The organism is Microbacterium hydrocarbonoxydans (assembly GCF_000956475.1).
Taxonomy (GTDB): Bacteria; Actinomycetota; Actinomycetes; order Actinomycetales; family Microbacteriaceae; genus Microbacterium; species Microbacterium hydrocarbonoxydans_A.
In genome coordinates, this window is record NZ_JYJB01000010.1 from 1,015,175 (window position 1) to 1,034,728 (window position 19,554).

The 19,554-nt window shown below is 69.4% G+C and carries 13 protein-coding genes and 1 tRNA gene; 3 read left to right on the forward strand and 11 right to left on the reverse strand.

The features are described 5' to 3' along the window. Window positions 1-40: 40 nt before the first annotated feature. The gene (locus RS84_RS17485; RefSeq protein ID WP_045258991.1) at window positions 41-817 is read right to left on the reverse strand and encodes a biotin--[acetyl-CoA-carboxylase] ligase; all 777 of its coding nucleotides are present in this window, start codon (window positions 815-817) and stop codon (window positions 41-43) included. Beyond that, a complete protein-coding gene (locus RS84_RS17490) occupies window positions 810-2,090 on the reverse strand; it encodes a CDP-glycerol glycerophosphotransferase family protein (RefSeq protein ID WP_045258992.1) in 1,281 nt (426 codons plus the stop codon). The genes RS84_RS17485 and RS84_RS17490 overlap by 8 nt, the downstream gene beginning before the upstream one ends. A 178-nt stretch (window positions 2,091-2,268) precedes the next feature. On the opposite strand from RS84_RS17490, the gene RS84_RS17495 reads away from it, so the two are divergent. After that, the gene (locus RS84_RS17495; protein WP_045259309.1) at window positions 2,269-3,291 is read left to right on the forward strand and encodes a glycosyltransferase family 2 protein; all 1,023 of its coding nucleotides are present in this window, start codon (window positions 2,269-2,271) and stop codon (window positions 3,289-3,291) included. A 155-nt stretch (window positions 3,292-3,446) separates the two neighbouring features. On the opposite strand, the gene RS84_RS17500 is transcribed toward RS84_RS17495, so the two are convergent. The 3 genes from RS84_RS17500 to RS84_RS17510 all read right to left on the reverse strand — a co-directional run bounded on the left by RS84_RS17500 (window position 3,447) and on the right by RS84_RS17510 (window position 7,915). Beyond that, window positions 3,447-4,883, reverse strand: coding sequence for a CDP-glycerol glycerophosphotransferase family protein (locus tag RS84_RS17500; RefSeq protein ID WP_045258993.1), 1,437 nt, complete (start codon window positions 4,881-4,883; stop codon window positions 3,447-3,449). Continuing rightward, window positions 4,880-6,133, reverse strand: coding sequence for a CDP-glycerol glycerophosphotransferase family protein (locus RS84_RS17505; RefSeq protein ID WP_045258994.1), 1,254 nt, complete (start codon window positions 6,131-6,133; stop codon window positions 4,880-4,882). The genes RS84_RS17500 and RS84_RS17505 overlap by 4 nt, the downstream gene beginning before the upstream one ends. A gap of 78 nt (window positions 6,134-6,211) precedes the next feature. Continuing rightward, complete coding sequence (locus tag RS84_RS17510; RefSeq protein WP_045258995.1) at window positions 6,212-7,915, reverse strand: S1C family serine protease; 1,704 nt, start codon at window positions 7,913-7,915, stop codon at window positions 6,212-6,214. Window positions 7,916-8,015: 100 nt separating this feature from the next. Here RS84_RS17510 and RS84_RS17515 point away from each other — a divergent pair, with 100 nt between their 5' ends. Then, window positions 8,016-9,218: an aminotransferase class I/II-fold pyridoxal phosphate-dependent enzyme gene (locus RS84_RS17515; protein ID WP_045258996.1), complete on the forward strand. Its 1,203-nt coding sequence runs from the start codon at window positions 8,016-8,018 to the stop codon at window positions 9,216-9,218. Between the two features lie 134 nt (window positions 9,219-9,352). On the opposite strand, the gene RS84_RS17520 is transcribed toward RS84_RS17515, so the two are convergent. From RS84_RS17520 to RS84_RS17535, 4 genes are all read right to left on the reverse strand, one after another. After that, a complete protein-coding gene (locus RS84_RS17520) occupies window positions 9,353-10,162 on the reverse strand; it encodes a carbon-nitrogen hydrolase family protein (protein WP_045258997.1) in 810 nt (269 codons plus the stop codon). 107 nt (window positions 10,163-10,269) lie between these two features. Continuing rightward, a tRNA-Met gene (locus RS84_RS17525) sits at window positions 10,270-10,343 on the reverse strand. Window positions 10,344-10,444: 101 nt separating this feature from the next. Continuing rightward, window positions 10,445-13,351 (reverse strand): UPF0182 family protein, encoded by a 2,907-nt coding sequence (locus tag RS84_RS17530; RefSeq protein ID WP_045258998.1) that lies wholly within the window; start codon window positions 13,349-13,351, stop codon window positions 10,445-10,447. An 85-nt stretch (window positions 13,352-13,436) separates the two neighbouring features. Next, entirely contained in the window at window positions 13,437-14,516 is a 1,080-nt protein-coding gene (locus RS84_RS17535) for a PDZ domain-containing protein (RefSeq protein ID WP_045258999.1), read from the reverse strand. Window positions 14,517-14,623: 107 nt separating this feature from the next. Between RS84_RS17535 and RS84_RS17540 the strand changes: the two genes are divergently transcribed. Then, window positions 14,624-16,063: a zinc-dependent metalloprotease gene (locus tag RS84_RS17540; protein ID WP_045259000.1), complete on the forward strand. Its 1,440-nt coding sequence runs from the start codon at window positions 14,624-14,626 to the stop codon at window positions 16,061-16,063. Window positions 16,064-16,892: 829 nt separating this feature from the next. Here RS84_RS17540 and RS84_RS17545 read toward each other — a convergent pair. Continuing rightward, window positions 16,893-18,614, reverse strand: coding sequence for an ATP-dependent helicase (locus RS84_RS17545; RefSeq protein ID WP_045259001.1), 1,722 nt, complete (start codon window positions 18,612-18,614; stop codon window positions 16,893-16,895). Continuing rightward, the gene (gene nudC / locus RS84_RS17550) at window positions 18,611-19,477 is read right to left on the reverse strand and encodes an NAD(+) diphosphatase (RefSeq protein WP_235281521.1); all 867 of its coding nucleotides are present in this window, start codon (window positions 19,475-19,477) and stop codon (window positions 18,611-18,613) included. Before nudC ends, RS84_RS17545 begins: the two co-directional genes overlap by 4 nt. Window positions 19,478-19,554: the final 77 nt, after the last annotated feature.

Genomic DNA, 19,554 nt, shown 5'->3' on the forward strand with positions numbered 1-19,554 from the left:
GCACGCCCGAGCGCGCAACCGGCCCTGAAATCCGGGCGTGTCAGACCGGCGTCGGTCTGACGTGCACGACATCGCCCGCGGACACGGCGTGCTCGACGCCGTCCGCGTCCACCAGAAGCCGGCCGTCGGCGTCGAGCGCCCGAGCGGAGCCGACGAGCATCCGCTCCCCTGGCAGAGACACGCGAACGGCGAGCCCGAGAGTGCTGCAGCGGCGCGACACAGCCGCGTGAAGCCCGCTCTGCATGGCATCATCCGACGCGGCGAGCGCAGCGATGAGGCCGTCGAGCACGCGCAGGTAGTCGGCGAGCAGACGATCGGCATCCGCCTCGATGCCCAGAGCCGCGAACGAGGTCGCCGTCGGAACAGGAAGAGCGGATGCCGGCATCGCGGTGTTCACGCCGGCGCCCAGGACCACCGCGTCGCCCGTGGCCTCCGCGAGGATGCCGCAGATCTTGCGTCCGTCGACGAGCACGTCGTTCGGCCACTTCACCGACACCTCGCGATCGGGCAGCTGAGCGGCCACAGCATCCGCCATCGCGACCCCTGCGGCGAGAGGGATCCATCCGCGCAGCTCGGGAGCGGGCAGCTCCCGGAGCAGCACGGAGATCGCGAGCGCCGTGCCTGCGGGCGCCACCCAGGAGCGGTCGAGGCGCCCCCGACCTGCAGTCTGGTTGTCCGTGATGATGACGGACAGGTGCGGCCACCCGGCGTCCGGCAAGTGGGATCGCAGCTCGGCGTTGGTCGACCCTGCCTCCGGCAGCGCCTCGAGACGTGCGGCCACCTGGGCCGCCGATGGAAGCTCGCCCGCCTCAGTCATCCTCGTCGGCCTCTTCGTCGTCGTCATCCTCATCCGGGCGCACGGCGCCCATCTCGTGGGCCTGCCAGGCGTCCCACTTCTGCATCAGCTGCTCGACGGCGGCATGGAACTTCGCGGTCGCGACGCCGGGAGTCGTGTCGCCGAAGTAATGCTGCACCCACATGCGCAGGCGGGCGATGGCCGCCTCGTCCGCACCGACGCGCTCCACCTCGGCCACGATGTCGTGTGCGGCCTCGGCCGTGAGCCATTCGCAGTCCGACAGGTAGCCGTTCGTGTCGACGCTCGCGCGCTCGTCGACGGGTCGCGTGATCATGAGCGGCTTGCCGACTGCGAGCCGGTCATAGACCATGGCCGAGATGTCGACCACGGCGACATCCGCCGCGGCGAGCTGCCAGCCGAGCTCGGGTCCATCGTCGTAGACGTGCTGGGCCGCAGCGTCCGCGGCGTTCGCGGCCGAGATCGCGGCGATGATCCGCCGATGCGCGGCCCCGTACTCGTGATCGATCACACCGCTGCGCGGGTGCGGGCGGTAGATGACCCGATGCCGACCCGTAGCGAGCAGGGCGCCGACGAGAGCCTCGCCGTGAGTCGCGATCGAGCCGTAGTGCGCACTGGGCCGGTCGCCTTCCCAGGTCGGCGCGTAGAGCACCACGGTGCGCTCATCGGGCGTGTACGGCAGCGCGCCGGAGTAGTGATCAGCCTGCGGACGCCCGATCTCGAACGTGCGACGGTTGATGTCGAAGTCCCACAGCGTGCGCGTGAGCCGGTCGCGCGCGGCCTGACCTGCGATGAACGAGTAGTCGTACGCCTTGTACTGGTTCGTGGTCATGTACATCTTGTCGGACTCGCCGTGATTGATGAACACGTGCCAGCGACGGCCGTACCGGAACATCTGGAAGTTGCGGGTGTTCTGGTTCACGTACAGGACGATGCGGATGTCCTGATCCGCGATGAAGCGCTCGAGGTCTCGTACGGTCGGCACGAAGGCGACAGGCGGGGCATCTTCGTCGAGCAGCTTCTCGGCGCCGGTGGCGCTGCGCGACAGCACGACGACCGGCCATCTCTTCGCGAGCTCGGCGAGCGGGCGGTACCACTGGCGCATCTGATACATGTTCACTGCGCCGTCGGCGAAGTACACCGCGATCTTGTAGTGCCCTGACGGATGCTGCTCGCCATCGCCCAGGCGGCGGCGAACCCGCTGCACAGCGCTGCGGGATCTGAGCGCCTTCTTCAGCAGACGGTAGGCCTTCTTCGCGTCGCGGACTGCACCCATCCGTCCAGGGTATCCATTCGGTATGCCGGGGACGGGGTTGCGGGCGGTGTTACGGGCCAAACGAGATGGTTCCGTTAGCCGGAGTATCGCCGGTCAGCGAACGTCCGAGGCGGCGTGACATGATCGACGTGTGTCTGACAACGGATCCGCCGCGCCCATCGACGGGGTGTCCTTCGTCATGCCTGTGCTGAACGAGAACGCCTACCTCGAGCACGCCGTCGCATCGGTCCTGCGTCAGCAGCTCGACGTCCCGGTCGAGCTCGTGCTCGCGCTCGGCCCCTCGACCGACGGCACCTCAGAGCTTGCGCAGCGGCTCGCAGCCAGCGACGACCGCATCCGTCTCGTCGACAATCCTGCGGCGCACATCCCGATCGGGCTCAACGCGGCGATCCGCGCCAGCCGCTACCCCACGATCATCAGGGTCGACGCCCACTCCGAGCTCTCGCCCGGGTACGCCGCCCGCGCCCTCGACACGCTCGAGCGCACGGGCTCCGCCAACGTCGGGGGCGTCATGCGCGCCGAAGGGCGCACCCCGTTTCAGAAGGCTGTGGCGCGCCTCTACAACTCCCCCATCGGGCTCGGCGGCGGCGCATATCACGGCGGCGCGACCGAGGGTGAGGCGGAGTCGGCCTACCTCGGAGTGATGCGCCGCAGCGTGCTCGACGAGGTCGGCCTCTTCGACGACACCATCCGCCGGGGCGAGGACTGGGAGCTGAACCTGCGCATCCGCCGAGCAGGGCACCGCGTGTGGTTCGATCCGCAGCTGTCGGTGACCTACTGGCCGCGCGAGAGCTGGGTGCGGCTGGCCAGGCAGTTCCGCGCCACCGGAGCCTGGCGCGGCGAGCTGGTCCGTCGATACGGGCGACGTAACGGCATCCGCTATTTCGCCCCGCCGGCGCTGGTCCTGCTGCTGGCTCTCGCGATCGTGGTCGGCGGGCTGCAGGCGACCGGCGTGCTCAGCGGCGTCCCGTCGCTCATCGCCTCGGTGGTCTACCTGCCGGTCGCCGCATACGTGCTGCTCGACCTCGCCGTCGCGCTCGCACCCGGCGGCGGCAGCCTCCGTCAGCGGCTGTGGACGCTGATCGTGCTGCCGACCATGCACCTGTCCTGGGGGGTCGGGTTCATCGGCGGCGTGCTCAGCGGCGCGCACGACACGGTCGACGCCTCGCGCCTCGGCACCAGGAACACACCGCTGCCGTAGCGCTTCGACGGGCTCAGCGAGCCAGGGTGCGGCGGCCAGCGAGCCAGGGTACGGCGGCCGGCGATCCAGGTGCGGCGGCCAGTGACCCAGCGGGGCGGCCAGCGCCCCGGTCGGCCAGCGAACCAAGGCACGCGCTCAGCGGTCGCCGAAGGGGCTCAGCGGGTCACGAATCCCTGGTCGAGGATCCGCGCGACGACTCGTTCGGCTGCCAGACCGTCGTCACGACGGTTGAACTGCGCTCTCCAAGCCGCGTACTTCTCGGAGTACGCGTCGGCACGTCCGGGGTCGGCGAGCGCCTCGACCAGCTCCTCCTGCGTGTGCACGAGCGGGCCGGGAGCGCGGGACTCGAGATCGAAATAGAACCCGCGCAGCTGTCCCCGATAGTGCTCGAGGTCGGGGACCAGGAAGAACATCGGCTTCCCTGTCACGCTGAAATCGAACATGACCGAGGAGTAGTCGGTGATCAGCGCATCGGCCGCGAGCAGGAGCTGTGACGTCTCCGGGAAGCCGGTCACGTCGATGACGCGGGCACCGACCCTGTCGCGACCGGCGGCCAGCGTGCGGGTGTGCCCGCGCACGAGCACGACGGCATCCGCTCGCTGCGCGAGCTCCTCGGGATCGACGAAATCGACCATCTCGGTGCGGTCGTCGCGCCACGTCGGCGCGTACAGAAGCACGCGCTCCTCCTCTGCGATGCCCAGTGCCGAGCGCACCGCTGCCGCGTCTCCCGTCACGAGCGCGTCGTTGCGGGGGTAACCCTCGACCCAGATCGGGCGCCCGAAGAACGCATAGGCCTTTCGGAGGATCCGCTCGGCGTAGGTGTTCTGCGCGAGCAGCACGTCCCACCGGCGGGATTCCTTCACGACGGCCGCCATGCGCCGCGGGTCGAACCCCGGCCTGTGCAGGGCCAGCCGCTTCAACGGCGTGCCATGCCATGTCTGCAGCACCTTCTGCCCTGGCTTGCGCGAGAAGCGATGACGCAGCCAGTCGTTCACGACGAGCAGACGCGCTGCGGCGCGGGCACGCCACCACTCAGGGCTGCGCTCGACAACGGCGATCGCGCCCTCGGGCACGGCCACCGACATATCGACCACGCTCCAGTACCGCACGACCTCGGGCGCCGCGGCGGCGAGGGCACGGTCGATCGCGCGGGGGTTGCACCCGACGGTACGCCCGTAGAAGCTCTCGAAGAACACTGCGTTCTCGGTGCCGCCCGTCTGCGCGACATAGCGCTCCTCGAGCGTGGACTGGCCCTCGGTCGTCTCGTACACGAGGTCGAGCGGCGGCGCGATCGAGACGGTGGAGCCGTTCACCGCGATGCGCAGCCCTGGCAGCAGCGTGGGCTCGAGCTCGAGCTCGCCGAGGTCCGCGCCGGTCACGCTGAGCGTGTACTCCCCTCCGGGGAGCGGGAGCTCGGCTCCTCCCCACCGCGACGCCTTCAGCGCGAACGCCGCCTTCCAGGTCTTGCCTCCCCCGGTCACGCGGCCTTCCACTCGCGCGCGGGGACCTGTGAGTGCAGCGTCCGTGGGACGCGCGCCGGTGCCGGAGATGATCAGCGCCTCGGCCGCCTCATCGATGCGGGCCGTCGTCATGCTGCTCCCTTCGGCGCGGGAATCCCCCGCGCACGGATCACGTCGTACACGCGCCGGGTGTTGCCGCCGTCGCGGAACGCATGCATCTGAGCGCTGAGCGTAGCGGAACGGGCGGCCCGCTCGGTGAACACCCCGTCGTCCTCGAGCAGCGGCACCAGCTGCGCCAGCAGCTCTTCCCAGCTCTCGGCCGCATCGCGACCTGCGACATCGTCGTAGCGGCCGTAGAAGCCGCGAGTCTTCGCGTACTCCACCGCATCCGGTGCGAGATACAGCACGGGCATCGACAGGAGCCCGACGTCGTACGCCAGCGAGGAGTAGTCCGTGATCAGCACGTCGATCGCCGGCAATGCGGGGGTCACGTCCGCGAGCACGCCGCTGCCCAGCATCCGCACGCGCCTGCTCGGCAGAGGCGGGGCATAACCGCCCTCGCCCAGCGGATGCGAGCGCACGAGGAGCACGGAGTTCGTCGTCTCGAGCGCCCGGATGATCTGCACCCACTGCGAGGCCGAGGGCACGGCGGGGTCGGGTGCTCCGTCGCGCCAGGTCGGCGCGTAGAGAATCGTGCGGGCGCCGTCAGGCAGCGCGCCGACGGCGCCGGCCAGCAGAGCGGATGCCGCGACGCGGCGCTCCTCGCTCGGTCCCGCCGAGAGCACGTCGACACGCGGCTCCCCCGTGACCACGATGCGGTCGTCGCCGAGGCCGAACGCCGATTCCAGCCGGCCGCGAGAGCGATGCGACGCCGCAGGCAGCACGCGGATGCGCTGCGCTGCGTTGCGGTAGAGGATGCGGATGAGCCTGCGGAGAAGCGCGGCCCCTGGCATGTGAGGAACCTGCGTCGTCGCGGGCGAGTCGAGGCCGATGCGCTTGAGCGGGATGCCGTGCCAGAGCTGCACCACGAACGCTCCCCCGTTCGCGTACCGGTTCACGTCGCCGAATCCGTGCGTCACGACGAGCACCCCGGCGCGGGCCGTGGCCCACCATCCGCGCACGCCGTTCTTGGGAACCGTGCGGATGCCGAGAGCCGCGGCCTCCCGCTCCTCGCGCTCGGAAGACGTCAGCCAGACCGTGTCGTGGCCCTCGTCATGCGCCAGGCGCTGCAGCGCGAGCGCGCCATCGCCGATTCCGGCGCCGCAGCCGAACACCCAGCGCCGCCCGCGCGGAACGATCATCGTGCCGATACGGCCTGCGACGTACAGCGGGATCCGGAGCAGCTTGGCCGCATTGCCGGAGCCGAAAGAGAAGGACGCCACCCCGCGAGCCTATCGCGAGGGTGGCGTCCTTCTCTGTGAGGGGCTCGTCGAGCCTGGCTCCCTGAGCCTGCCGACGGGCTACTTCGACAGCGTGCCCAGGGTGACGTCGATCTCGTACTCCTTGCCTCCGCGGACGTAGGTGACCTTCGCGTCGCTTGCGGCGGCAGCCGCGCGCACCTGAGCGGTGAGGTCGCTCGCGCTCGTGATCGGCACGCCGTTGAACGCGGTGACGATGTCGTCGGCCTTGAGACCCGCGGCTGCGGCCGCGCCGCCGTCGGTGACCTCGGCGATGTACGCACCTGCCTGGTCGGAGCCCTCGACGGATGCCGCGTCGCGTACAGAGGCGCCGAGCAGACCGTGCGTGGCCGCACCGTCCGCGATGATCTCCTTCGAGACGCGCTCGGCGATGTTCGACGGGATGGCGAAGCCGATGCCGATCGACCCGGATTCCTCGGAGCTGCCGGAGCTCGCGATCGCCACGTTGATCCCGATCAGCTCGCCCTTGCTGTTCACGAGCGCGCCGCCGGAGTTTCCGTGGTTGATCGCGGCGTCGGTCTGGATCACGGCGATCGAGATCGAATCGGCGTTCGATGCGGAGGAGTTGCCTGGCAGATCGAACTGGAACGGCCCCTGGCCCTGGCTGTCCTCGGGCGCCTGCTCCTCGGGCGCGTCCTGGCTCGACGAGTCGGGCAGAGCGGAGGATGCGATCTGGATGCTGCGGTTCAGAGCGCTCACGATGCCCGTCGTGACGGAGTTCGACAACCCGAGAGGCGCGCCCAGCGCCACCGCGGTGTCTCCCACGTTGAGCTTCGAGGAGTTGGCGAACGTGATCGGCGTGAGGTCCTTCGCGTCCTTGAGCTTGATGACGGCGAGGTCGTAGATCGGGTCGGTGCCGACGACGGTGGCCTCGTAGATGCGCCCGTCCGAGGTCGTGACCTTGATCGTCGGGTCGGCGACGGCACCGCCGAGCGTGACGACGTGCGTGTTCGTCAGCACATAACCGTCCTTGTCGATGATGACGCCAGAGCCGCTGCCGGCCTGGTCCGTACCGGCGACCTCGATCGTGACGACCGAGGGCAGCGCGGTGGTGGCGACCGCGGTCGTCTCGTTGACGGAACCGGGGTTGTTCACCGTGACGGTCTTCGGTCCCTCGGCGACGCCGGTCGACGGGGTGCTGCCGAGGCTGCTCACGAGTGCGCCGCCGCCGAAGCCGGCGACACCGCCGACGAGTGCGGCTGCGACCACGATGGCCGCGAACTTCACGCCGCGGGGCTTCTGCTCCTTGGTCTTGACACCGTCCGCGGTCGGCTGAGCGCCGAAGCCCAGGGGCTGGGTCGGATCCACGGGTTGCGTCGGCTGCGCGCTGTGGATGCCGAACGCGGCGCCCGGTGCGCTCGCCGCTCCCTGCGGGGACGGGGCGCTGTACGGGTGCGGGACGCCCGGGGACGGATGCACTCCGACAGGAGCTCCCGGCGAGGCGAACGCGGGGGATGCCGGGGCCTGCTGTTCGCCAGGCCCCTGTGCGGCAGGCGCCTGAACGATCGGCGCCTGACCGACCGGTGCCGGCTGGGTCGGTGCCGGCTGGGCCGAGGGGGCTGCCGGAGCCGAGGTGAACGTGGACGGCACCTCGTGGCCGGCCGGAGGGGTCGCCGCAGCGTGGATGCCTGGGTCGTGTCGGGCCGCATCACTCGTCGAACGGTCGACGAACTGTGCGACATCGGTGGACGGCACGACGTCTCTGGACGGCTGTGCCGGGTTGTCCTGGGTGTTGTCTTCGTTCATGGTGTCTGCTCCTTCAGCAACGCCCCTTCAGAGTGCCGCTCGTGTCTGTGCGTTTCTTATGCCGAGGATGAGTTTCCGCTATGGCCTTAGCCTGTTCTTCATGAGTGTCATTCCCGGCGCATGGAAGCGCGCGGCAGCGGGCGCGGGTCTGCTGGCATCCGATGGTGGCGTCGCGCCCACCATCTTCGCAGAGATGTCTGCGCTGGCGGTGAGAACGGGCGCCATCAACCTCGGCCAGGGATTCCCTGACGAGGACGGACCCGTCGAGGTCCTCGATGCCGCCCGTGAGGCCATCGCGGCGGGCGTGAACCAGTACCCGCCTGGCCGCGGCACGCCGGATCTCCTGTCCGCGATCGCCGAGCACCAGCTGCGCTTCTACGGTCTCGACGTCGACCCGGCGAGCGAGGTGATCGTCACCGCCGGTGCGACCGAAGCGCTCACGGCGACCCTTCTCGCTCTCATCGACGGCCCCGACGATGAGGTCGTCGTGTTCGAGCCGTATTACGACTCCTACGCCGCGGCCGTGGCACTCGCTGGAGCGACGCTCGTGACGGTGCCGCTGCGCGCACCCGGCTTTCAGCCCGACCTGGACGAGCTCGCCGCATCCGTCTCCGAGCGCACCCGCATCATCCTCGTGAACGATCCGCATAACCCGACGGGTGCGGTGTTCTCGACGGATGTCCTCACCGAGGTGGTGCGGCTGGCGCATCTGCAGGATGCGATCATCGTCACCGACGAGGTGTACGAGCACCTGTCGTTCCACGCGCCGCACACGCCGATCGCGACCTTGCCCGGCGCCGCCGAGCGGACCCTCACGATCTCGTCCGCAGGGAAGACCTTCTCGGCGACCGGCTGGAAGATCGGCTGGGTGCATGGCCCTGCTGATCTCATCACGGCAGTGCTGACGGTCAAGCAGTACCTCACCTACGTGAACGGAGCGCCGTTCCAGCCGGCCGTGGCGGTCGGCCTGCGCCTGCGCGAGTCGTACTTCACGGATGCCGCCGCGCTGCTCGCCCGCAAGCACGAGATCCTCGGCGAGGGGCTGCGCGCGGCAGGATTCGCCGTGCATGCACCTCAGGGCGGGTATTTCACGGTCGCCGACGCGACTGCGCTGGGCGGAGCGGATGCCGCGGCCTTCTGCCGTGCGCTGCCGGAGCGATCGGGCGTCGTCGCGATCCCGCTGAGCGCCTTCGTCTCTCCCGCGCATCGCCAGCGCTACGCGGGCCTCGTGCGCTTCGCTGCCTGCAAGCGCGTCGAGGTGCTCGAGGAAGCGGCGGCTCGATTGGCGCACGCCGGGCGTTGAGCGAGGGAGCAACCGGTCGGGCACATGCGTTTCGTCTCGCTGCGCTCGCTCAACGAACGAACACGCCTACCCCGGTCGTTGAGCGAGGGAGCGCAGCGACCGAGACGAAACGCGACCCGGAGCGGGGTCGCGGCTCAGGCGGGGATCACACGGTAGCGGCGAAGTCGCAGGGCGGGATTCGCCTCGCGCACACGCGCGATCGCGGCTCGCTCGATCACGCCGATCGCGATGCCCTCGACCACCCCGACGCCCGCGAGGACGACCCCCTGCGGGTCGATGATCTGCGAGTGTCCCACTCCGATCGGAGCGGGGTGGTCGGCCGCGACGACATACGCGGTGTTCTCGATCGCGCGCGCGGCGAGCAGCGTCGTCCAGTGGTGCTCCTTCAACGGCCCGCGCACCCACTCGGCGGGCACCACGATCACGTCCACGCCGGCGTCGGCGAGCGTGCGCCCGACCTCGGGGAAGCGCAGGTCATAGCAGGTCATCAGTCCGAAGCGGATGCCGGCCACCTCGAAGGTCGCCGCCTCACCCGTCTCCCCCGCCTCGATCCAATCGGACTCCGTCTGCCCGAACGCGTCGTAGAGGTGCTGCTTGCGATACACCGCGAGGACGCCGTCTCCTCGCACGGCGACGACCGCGTTGCGCACGTGCCCGGCATCCGATGCGCGCTCCACGAGCCCCGCGACGATGACCACGGCGTGCTCGGCGGCCAATGCGCTCAGGGTCGAGACGAACTCGCCGTCCAGCCCTTCTGCGTTCGCGGCGAGCGAGGCATCCAGCGGGTCGACGAAGTAGCTGGAGTACTCCGGGAACACGATCAGGCGCGCGCCGCGCGACGCAGCATCCGCCGTCAGCTCTGCGATCCGCTCGAGATTCGCCTCTCGCGAGGATGTAGGAGCGAACTGACAGACGGCGACGGGGACGGCGGCGTTCTCAGGCATGTGCCTATCCTCCCAGCATCCGCCGCCTCTGAGCCGAGGAACGGATCGGTCGGCCGGCGCATACGCAGAAGAGGCCCGATCCTTGCGGATCGAGCCTCTTCTTCTTGTTGCGGGGACAGGATTTGAACCTGCGACCTCCGGGTTATGAGCCCGGCGAGCTACCGAACTGCTCCACCCCGCGGCACATCAATAGCCTAACACGCGATCTCGGCGGGCGCGAATCGAGGGCCGGTACGCGAATGGGCGCCCCCTTCCGGGGGCGCCCATTCATCGTTCCGGGAATCACTCCCCCGCGGCGTCGTCCAGCGCGATGAGCGTCTCGACTGCCTCGGTGAGCCTCTTGTCGGCCTCGGCGAACGCCGCCAGGTCGCCCGCCTTCAGTGCGGCATCGCGGTCGGAGAGAGCCTGAGCGGCCGCGGCGAGCGCATCGGCCTCGGCATCCGACGGCGGAGGCGTCGTGCCGTCGTCTGGCGGAGTCGTACCGCCTTCGTCCGGGTTCGTCGGCTCGACCTCGCCGTCGCCTCCGGCAGCTCCCGCCTCACCTCCGAACAGCGCGTCGAGCGCTGCAGTGAGAGTGTCCTCGAAGGCCACGTTGCCACCGAAGGCGACCAGCACCTTCCGCAGCTTCGGCACCTGCGTGTTGTCGGCCGACTGCACGTACACCGGCTGCACGTACAGCAGTCCGCCTCCGACCGGCAGTGTCAGCAGGTTGCCGTACGCCACCTCCGACTTTCCGATCGTCAGCACGTTCAGCTTCTCCGCCACGACGGGGTCGGAGTCGAAGGTGTTCTGCACCTGACCGGGGCCTGGAACGGTCGTATCGTCTGTGATCTCGAGCAATCGCAGCGTGCCGTAGCCGTCGGAGCGTTTGCCGTCCTCGCCGCCGGCATCCGAGTCCACCGCCAGATATCCCATGAGGACGTCTCGCGAGCCCCCGGACCCCGAGGATGCGGGGATGAATGTCGAGAACATCGAGAACCGCGGCGAATCTTGCCCTGGCATCTTCATGCTCAGGTAGTACGGCGGCTGGAGCATCTCCTTGCTGCGCGGGTCCTTCGGCGTCTGCCAGCGGTTGTCGAGCTGAGCGAAGGAGCCGGAATCGTCGATGTGGTAGATCCCGAGGATGTCGCGCTGCACCTTGAACAGGTCGGTCGGGTAGCGCACGTGGCTCATCAGGTCGCCGGACATCTCGCTGATCGGCTTCAGCGTCGACGGGTACACCTTCTGCCAGGTCTTCAGCACGGGGTCGGTCTCGTCCCACGCGTAGAGCGTGACATGACCGTCGTAGGCATCGACCGTGGCCTTGACCGAGTTGCGGATGTAGTTGATCTCGTCGATCGCGAGCGTCGGGGTCGGCGTGCTCGAATCGGCGATCGCCTCAGACAGGCTGACGCTCTTCGAATACGGGTACGAATCGCTCGTGGTGTATCCGTCGACGATCCACACGATCCGGCCGTCGACGACGCTGGGATACGGGTCGCTGTCGAGCTCGAGGTACGGCGCGACCTTCTGCACGCGGGTCTTCGGGTCGCGGTCGTACAGGATCTGCGACTTGTCGTTGACCAGGTTCGAGAACAGGATCTGCTCCGACTGGAACTTCAGCGCGTACAGCAGCTTGGTGAAGGTGTCGCCGATCGCCGGTCCACCGTCGCCGTCGAACGTGGTGGTCGTGTTGGCGTCGCCCTCCGCACCACGCGGATAGTCGATCTCGACCGGGTCGGTGCCCTTGGGCGCGCCGACGATCGAGTACTCCGGAGAGTTCTCACCGAAGTAGATCCGAGGCTCGTACTTCTCCGAGTCCGTGAGGTCTCCCGAGGTGGGCATGCCGCGCTCGAGGAACACCGGCTCGCCCGAGGCCGTGCGCTGGTTGCCGGCCATCGCGAGCAGTCCGTAGCCGTGCGTGTAGACCGCGACACGGTTGTTCCAGGTGTCGCTGTCGCCGAGGTTCGCCATGTCGAGATCGCGGACGGCGACCACCGTGTCCTGAGCGACCCCGTCGACCTGATAGCGGTCGACGTCGAGCGTCTGGGGGAACTGGTAATAGTCGCGGGCCTGATCCTGCTGACGGATGACGTCGTTGACGATCTTCGGATCGATGATGCGGATGGATGCCGTGGTGTCGGCGTCTTCACGCAGCTGGCCGGCTTCGGCATCGGTCTTGGCGGTGAAGGGAGTCACCTCGACATCTGCGACGCCGTAGGCCTCCTTCGTGCCGTCGATGTTCCGCTGGTAGAACTCCGCCTGATACGCGTTCTGGTTCGGCTTCACCTGGAAGGTCGTGACGATCCACGGATAGCCGACCCCGACCACGAGCGACGCCACGATCAGAAGCGCGGTGCCGGCAAGAGGGAAGCGCCAGCGGCCGATCACGGCGGTGACGAAGAAGAGCACGGCCACGACGGCCGCGATCACGGCGACGATCGCGAGCCCAGGGATCGTCGCGTTCACTCCGGTGTATGCGGCACCGGTGATGCGGTCCTCCGGCGCGACGAGGGTCTTGTAGCGGTCGAGCCACAGGCTCGCCGCCTGCACGAGGAGATAGAGGCCGGCGATCACGGCGAGCTGGATGCGCGCGGGCTTCGAGATGCGCAGCTCGCCCTGACCGATGCGCACCGACCCGTACAGGTACGACACGAGGACCGTGACCAGCAGGCACAGCAGCAGCACAGCCGAGACGAATGCGAGAAGGATCGAGTAGAACGGCATCGCGAACATGTAGAAGCCGGTGTCGAGACCGAACTGCGGGTCGACCGAGTCGGTCGCAACGCCGTTCGCCCAGAGCCACACGGTCTTCCACTGGCTCGCCGCGGAGAAGCCGGCGAAGAGGCCGAAGAACACAGGCATCCCCCACATGGCCAGGCGGCGCAGGGGCTCGATGACCTCCTGATAGCGGTCGAGCTGCGAGCTGAGCCTGACGTACACGGGCCTCAGACGATACGCGAGCTGGATCACGACGAAGAGAGGCGCCGCCATGCCCAGGAAGCCGAGCGCGAACATCAGCGCGGTGGCGAACCACTGCGTCGTGAGCACGTTCGTGAAGCCGAGCTGGTCGAACCAGAGGAACTCGGTGTACAGCGATGCGAAGACGAAGAATGCCGCGATCAGCGCTGCCAGGATCACCAGCGAGACGCCGACGATCCTCCGCGAAGTTCGAGGCGCGGCCGGATTCGGTGATGAGGTCGAGGTCACGGTCCCATCCTAGGCATGCCTAACTATGGGGCGGCTCCCGGTCCGGTCACAGCGAGATCACGGCCTACCCATCGCGGGCCGCACTCTAACCGCAGGTCGGAAGAGCGCTGACGTCTCCCCCGTCGGCGATCACCTCGAGGGCGTGCACGGATTCCTCGAGGGTCGAGGTGCTGATGACCGTGAGTCCGGCGGGGATGTGGCCTACGACATCGTCGCAGTTGGATTCGGGGGCCAGGAAGTAGTCGGCCCCGGCATCCCTCGCGCCGTAGAGCTTCTGCCGGATGCCGCCGATCGGGCCGACCGTGCCGTCTGCCGCGATCGTGCCGGTCCCCGCGACGTCCTTTCCGCCGTTGAGCTCGCCGGGAGTGAGCGTGTCGATGATGCCGAGCGCGAACATCATGCCGGCGCTGGGGCCCCCTACGTTGTCCAGCTGGATCGTCACGTCGATCGGGAAGTCGTAGTCGGTGCGCAGCGTCACGCCGACGACCCAGGTGGTCTTGCCCTCGGCGGTGCGCTCCTCCGGCGTGATCTCGACCGTCTTCTCCTCGCCGCCGCGCAGCACCGTCAGCTCGACGGCCGAGCCCTCGGCATCCTGGATCTTCTCGCGGAGCTGCGTGGCGGAGTCGACCGCCGTCCCGTCGATCGCGGTGATGACGTCATCCGTCTCGAGCACCCCGTCGGCCGGGGTGCCCTCGACCGCCTCGACGACCGCCACCTGCGCGCCGGTGTCGTAGCCCAGCTCACTCAGCGCCGCCGCTGTGGCCTCGTGCTGCGAGTCCACCATGAGCGTCGCGTTCTGCGCGTCGCGCTCTTCGGTGGTGACGCCCTCGGGGAACACGGAGTCGAGCGGTACGACCGCCTTCGACGAATCCGTCCACGCCAGGGCGAGCTCGAACCAGCTGGGGGTGCGCTGCCTGTTGCCGACGACCTGCACGGTGGTGAGATCGAGAGAGCCGGCCGTCTCGTAGGTCTCGGCGCCGTCGACCGCGATCAGCGGGACCTGCTCGCCGTCCTTGTCGGCGGCCGTGCCGAGCGTGTTGTACACCGGTCCCGGCCGCTGGATCACGTACGGCGTCGGCAGGAAGGTCAGCACGACCAGCGCGATCAGCGCGATGATCAGCGACCAGACGCCCAGTCCGAGCTTCACAGACCGGGTTCGATCCACAGCATTCCTCCGTCGTTCGCGAGCGGCGTACAGCGAACCGGGTCGCGGGCCTGTCTCTGTGACTACCGTAGATCCCACGGCTATAGGCGTGCTGAGAGGCGAGCGACATGTCAGACAACGACCCCACACCCGAGGACTTCCAGGAGTTCCTGCGACGGATGATGTCCGGGCAGGGCGGTGGTGACATCGACCCCGAACAGCTGCGCGAGATGCTGGGCGGCATGGAGGGCATCCAGTTCGACCCGGCCATGATGCAGACCATCATGGCCCAGCTGCAGGGCGCTTTCGGCGGAGATGCGTGGGAGAACGCGCTTCGCCAGGCCCTGCACATCGCGAATCGCGACGGCCAGGGAATCGCCGACGGGTCGCGCACCTCTCTTGTCGACTCGTTCGCGCTTGCGAACCTGTGGCTCGGCGAGGCGACGACGATCTCGGAGCTCGCCGACGCTCCCCAGCCCATGACGCGCGGAGAGTGGGTGGAGGCGACCCTCCCGGTGTGGAAGGAGATCGCCGATCCGGTCTCCACGAGCATCGCCGATGCTCTGACGAGCGCTCTCGACACGCAGGTGCCTGAGGAGATGCGCGGACTCGTGCAGGGCGCGGGCAAGCTCATGCGGGGTCTGGGCGGCTCCGTGTTCGCCGCGCAGTTCGGTCAGGTGCTCGGCAACCTCTCCCTCGAGGTCGTCTCGGGCGGGGATGTGGGCATTCCCGTTCTCCCCGCGGGCACGGCAGCGGTCATCCCGCAGAACCTCACCGCCTTCGGCGAGGGGCTGGAGATCCCCGAGGATCAGATCGCGCTCTACCTCGCGACCAGGGAGCTCGCCTACGCCCGGCTCTACCGCCACGCGAAGTGGCTGCACCTGCACGTGATGTCGCAGATCACCGACTTCGCCCGCGGGGTCACGGTCGACGTCGACGCCCTCGAAGACGTCGCGAGCCGGCTCGACCCCAACAATCCCGAGGAGCTGCGGGCCGCGATCGAGGGCGGAGCGCTGCTGCCCGTGCAGACCGAGGCGCAGCGCGAGGCGCTCGACCGGCTGGAGAACCTCGTCGCGACGATCGACGGCTGGGTCGACGTCGTGACCGCGCAGGCGACCTCCCGCCTGCCGGAGAGTGTGAGGATCGCCGAGGCGGCGCGCCGCCGCCGGGCGGTGGGCGGACCGGCTGAGGACGCTCTCGGTGCACTGGTCGGCCTGAAGCTGCGCCCTCGACGGCTTCGGGAGGCGTCGGCGATGTGGCAGGCGGTGACGGATGCCGTCGGCATCGCCGCGCGCGATTCGCTGTGGGACTACCCCGACCTCATGCCGCAGGCATCCGATATCGACGACCCGACCGCCCTGATCGCGCGGCTGCAGGCCGTGGCGCGCGGCGAACAGCCCGTCGCCGATGAGATGGACGAGGCGCTCGCGCGGCTGCTCGACGGAGAGGACTTCTCGGACAGCGGGGACGCCTCACCGGATGACACTCCGGATGCCGGCACCCTCACAGGCGATGAGGACGGGGACGACCCGGCAGGCGACGCAGGCGGCGACGCCAAGCCCGTCTGAGCGAGCGGGACGCCGCTCAGGAGATGCGGCGTCCACTCTTCCTGCACAGGCAGTGAAACCGGGCGGATTCTCCACGGATCCGTCCGACGCGCCCCACGGGCGAGCCCGGTTCCGCAGAATCGGGGTATGTCACCGCTGAGCCCGAAGACGATCACCCGACTGGACCCCGGCGTGCCGCTGCTGTGGCGCGACAGCGAGACGCTGCAGCTCGGAGTGGACGGCGACGTCAGGCTTCCCGTCGACGCCCCGTGGGTGGTGCCGTTGCTGACGCGGATGGCCGAGGGCTTCCGCATGAACGCCTTCGACGTGATCGCGCACGGGGCCGGCGCACCCAGGCGTGAAGCTCAGCTGCTGCTGGCCCGCCTGCGTCCCCTGCTCGTCGACGATGCGCCCGCACCGCGGTCGGCGTGGGTCGAGACCATCGGGATGACCGACGGCCGATGCGAGTACCGCATGCGCGAAGCGCTCGCCGACGAGGGAGTCGAACCGGGTGATCGTGCGGATTCGCGCGACTGCGGAGTCATCCTGGTGCGGGGCGCCGCAGCCGCCCTGCACCTCGCGAGCTACCTGCGCGACGACATCACCCATCTTCCGGTCGCGCTCGAACGCGGACGCACGACGGTCGGCCCGCTCGTGATCCCCGGAGAGACGCCCTGTCTGAGCTGTCGCGACGCGCACGAACGCGACCGCGACCCCGCGTGGCCGCGCATGCATGCTCAGCTCGTCGGCCGCAACCCCGGTCCGATCGGCGCGGCCCAGGTCGCCGAGGCAGCGACCCTTGCGGCGCGTCTGCTCGCCGAGGGAGCCTCTGCCGGATCGTTCGTGGAGGTCAGCGAGTCCGGCGGGCGGGTGTGGCGTTCGGTGCGGTTTCACGAAGAATGCCGGTGCCGCGAGCAGCCGTCCCGATCTCTGCGAGAAAGCGCGACGGCGCCCTCTCTCCCCGTCCGGCCGAACGCGACCACGACAGCGACAGGGTTCGCGCGGCGCGCGTGACGCCGACATACGCCAGCCGCCGTTCCTCGTCGATCGCTTCGAAGCCCGTGGCGTACGAGATCGGCAGCGCCCCCTCTGCCCAGCCCGCCAGATGCACGTGCGGCCATTCGAGGCCCTTGGCCGCATGCAGGGTCGACAGCGTCACGGTGCGCAGAGTGGGCTCATGCTGGTCCTTCGCGCGAGCCATCAGCGCATCGCTGAAGCTGCGAAGCGTCTCGTCGGGCCCTGCTTCCTCGGCGAGTCTCAGAATCGCGCGTCGTGCCTCCCAGCCGTCACGCTGCGCACCGCCGGCTGCCGGTGGCTCGTCCGTCAGGCCGAGCTCGCGCAGGACGCGCTGCACGCCGGGAAGGAATCCGTGCTCGGTCGGCGCGACGGCTGCGGCTCGCAGCGCGAGGATCGCCTGGCGCACCTCCGGCATGGCGAAGAAACGCGTACCGCCCAGCACCGATGTGGCGATGCCCTGCGCGGCGAGAGCCTGCTGCAGCACGCCCGACTGAGAGTGAGCGCGATAGAGCACGGCGATCTCGGAGGGCGAGGTTCCGCTCTCTATGCGCGCGGCGATCGCGGCGGCTATGCCCGCGGCCTCTTCTCCTTCGGTGTCGTAGGCGGTGACGGTCGGCGGATCGGCCGAGAAGGAATCGCGAGCCGGCACGAGCTCGAGCGCACCCGGACGCCCGCGCATCAGAGCGTTGGCCGCGGCGAGGATCGGCGCCTGCGAACGGTAGTTCGTCTCGAGCCGCACGACGGTCGCGTCGGGATGACGCCGTTCGAAGTCGAGCAGGAACCGTTGCTCGGCCCCTGCGAACGAATAGATCGTCTGACTGGCATCGCCCACCACGCAGATGTCGCGGCGGTCGCCCAGCCACAGTTCGAGCAGCCGGTTCTGCAGCGGCGAGACGTCCTGGTACTCGTCGACCGTGAAGTGCCGGTACTGCTCGTGGACGGATGCCGCCACCCGCGGCTCCGCCTCGAGCATCCCCGCGCACGCCAGCAGCACGTCCTCGAAGTCGAGCTGGTGGCGCTCGTCCTTGAGCGCCTCGTACGCGCGCTGCAGCTCGACGAGCTGCGTGGCATCGACGCCCGTCACGGTGCGCCCCAGAGCCGCATGCTGATCGATCGACAGCATCGAGACCTTGCGCCACTCGATCTCGGAGGCGATGTCGCGCAGTGTGGCCGTGCTCGGACGCAGGCGCATGGCATCGGCGGCCTGGCCCAGCATCCGCACCTTGTTGTCGATGATGCTCGGCGCCGGAGAACCCGCCAGCGTGGGCCAGAAGAAGTTCAGCTGCGCGAGGGCCGCCGCATGGAAGGTGCGGGCAGCGACGCCCTCGACGCCGAGAGCACGCAGTCGCCCGCGGAGCTCCCCGGCTGCCTTCGCCGTGAACGTGACAGCCATCACGCGTGAGGGCGAATAGGCGCCCGTGTCGACCCCGTGCGCGATCCGGTGCGTGATCACACGCGTCTTGCCCGTGCCGGCTCCGGCCAGCACCGCGACCGGACCGCGCAGCACGGATGCCGCCTCCCGCTGCCGTTCGTCGAGCGCGTCGAGCGCACTCACGCGCGTTCCTCGTACCAGCCGGCGATCAGAGCCCTGGCGATCGACGCTTTGCCGGGGAGTCCGACCGGGCCCTCGCCCTCGAGCGCCGAGCCGATCTCGGCCCGGGTGAACCAGCGCACGTCGATGATCTCCTCGCCGTCAGGGCGCGCGGCGTCCTCGTCGTCGACGACCGCGCGGAAGCCGATCATGAGCGACCGCGGGAACGGCCACGGCTGGGAGGAGACGTAGCGGAGGCTGTGCAGCCGGACGCCCGACTCCTCCTCGATCTCGCGGTGCACGGTCGTCTCGAGCGACTCCCCCGCCTCGGCGAACCCGGCGAAACAGGAATACATGCGCCCGCCCCAGTTCGCGTTCGCGCCCAGCAGCAGGCGCTCGCCGTCGCGGCTCTCGACGGCGACGATGACGGCCGGATCCGTGCGCGGGAAGTGCTCGCGGCCGCACACCAGGCAGCGGCGCGACCACCCTGCCTGACGCAGCTCGGTTCCGCCGCCGCAGCTCGGGCAGAACGGCGCGTCGCGAAGCCATCCGGCGAGAGCGAGCGCCTCGATCAGCAGATCGGTGTCCGCATCGCCGAGGCGGCCGCCCACGTCGCGCAGTCCGAGCCAGGTCTCCTCGGGGGCGGCGTCGATGGTGCCGGCCTCTGGTGGCAGCGCCGCCAGGAGCACCGCCCCGCCGTCGGCGTCGCGTCCGAGAAGAGCCCAGGTGGCGTCCGTGACGTCGGCTGCGCCGACCCGCAACAGACGGTCGTCTTCCACCCGCACCCGCCCGTCACGCACCGCGACGACGGTGCTCGTCGCGTCGGCGCGCAGCTGCTCGAGGATGCCCGGACTGTCGCGCAGATCCCCCGCGCGATCGATGGACATGGGCGGAATGGTCATCGACTCCCTCTCTCACGGGCGTGGCGGAGGCAGGACCGCCCCTGAGCCGACCTACCCTGGGG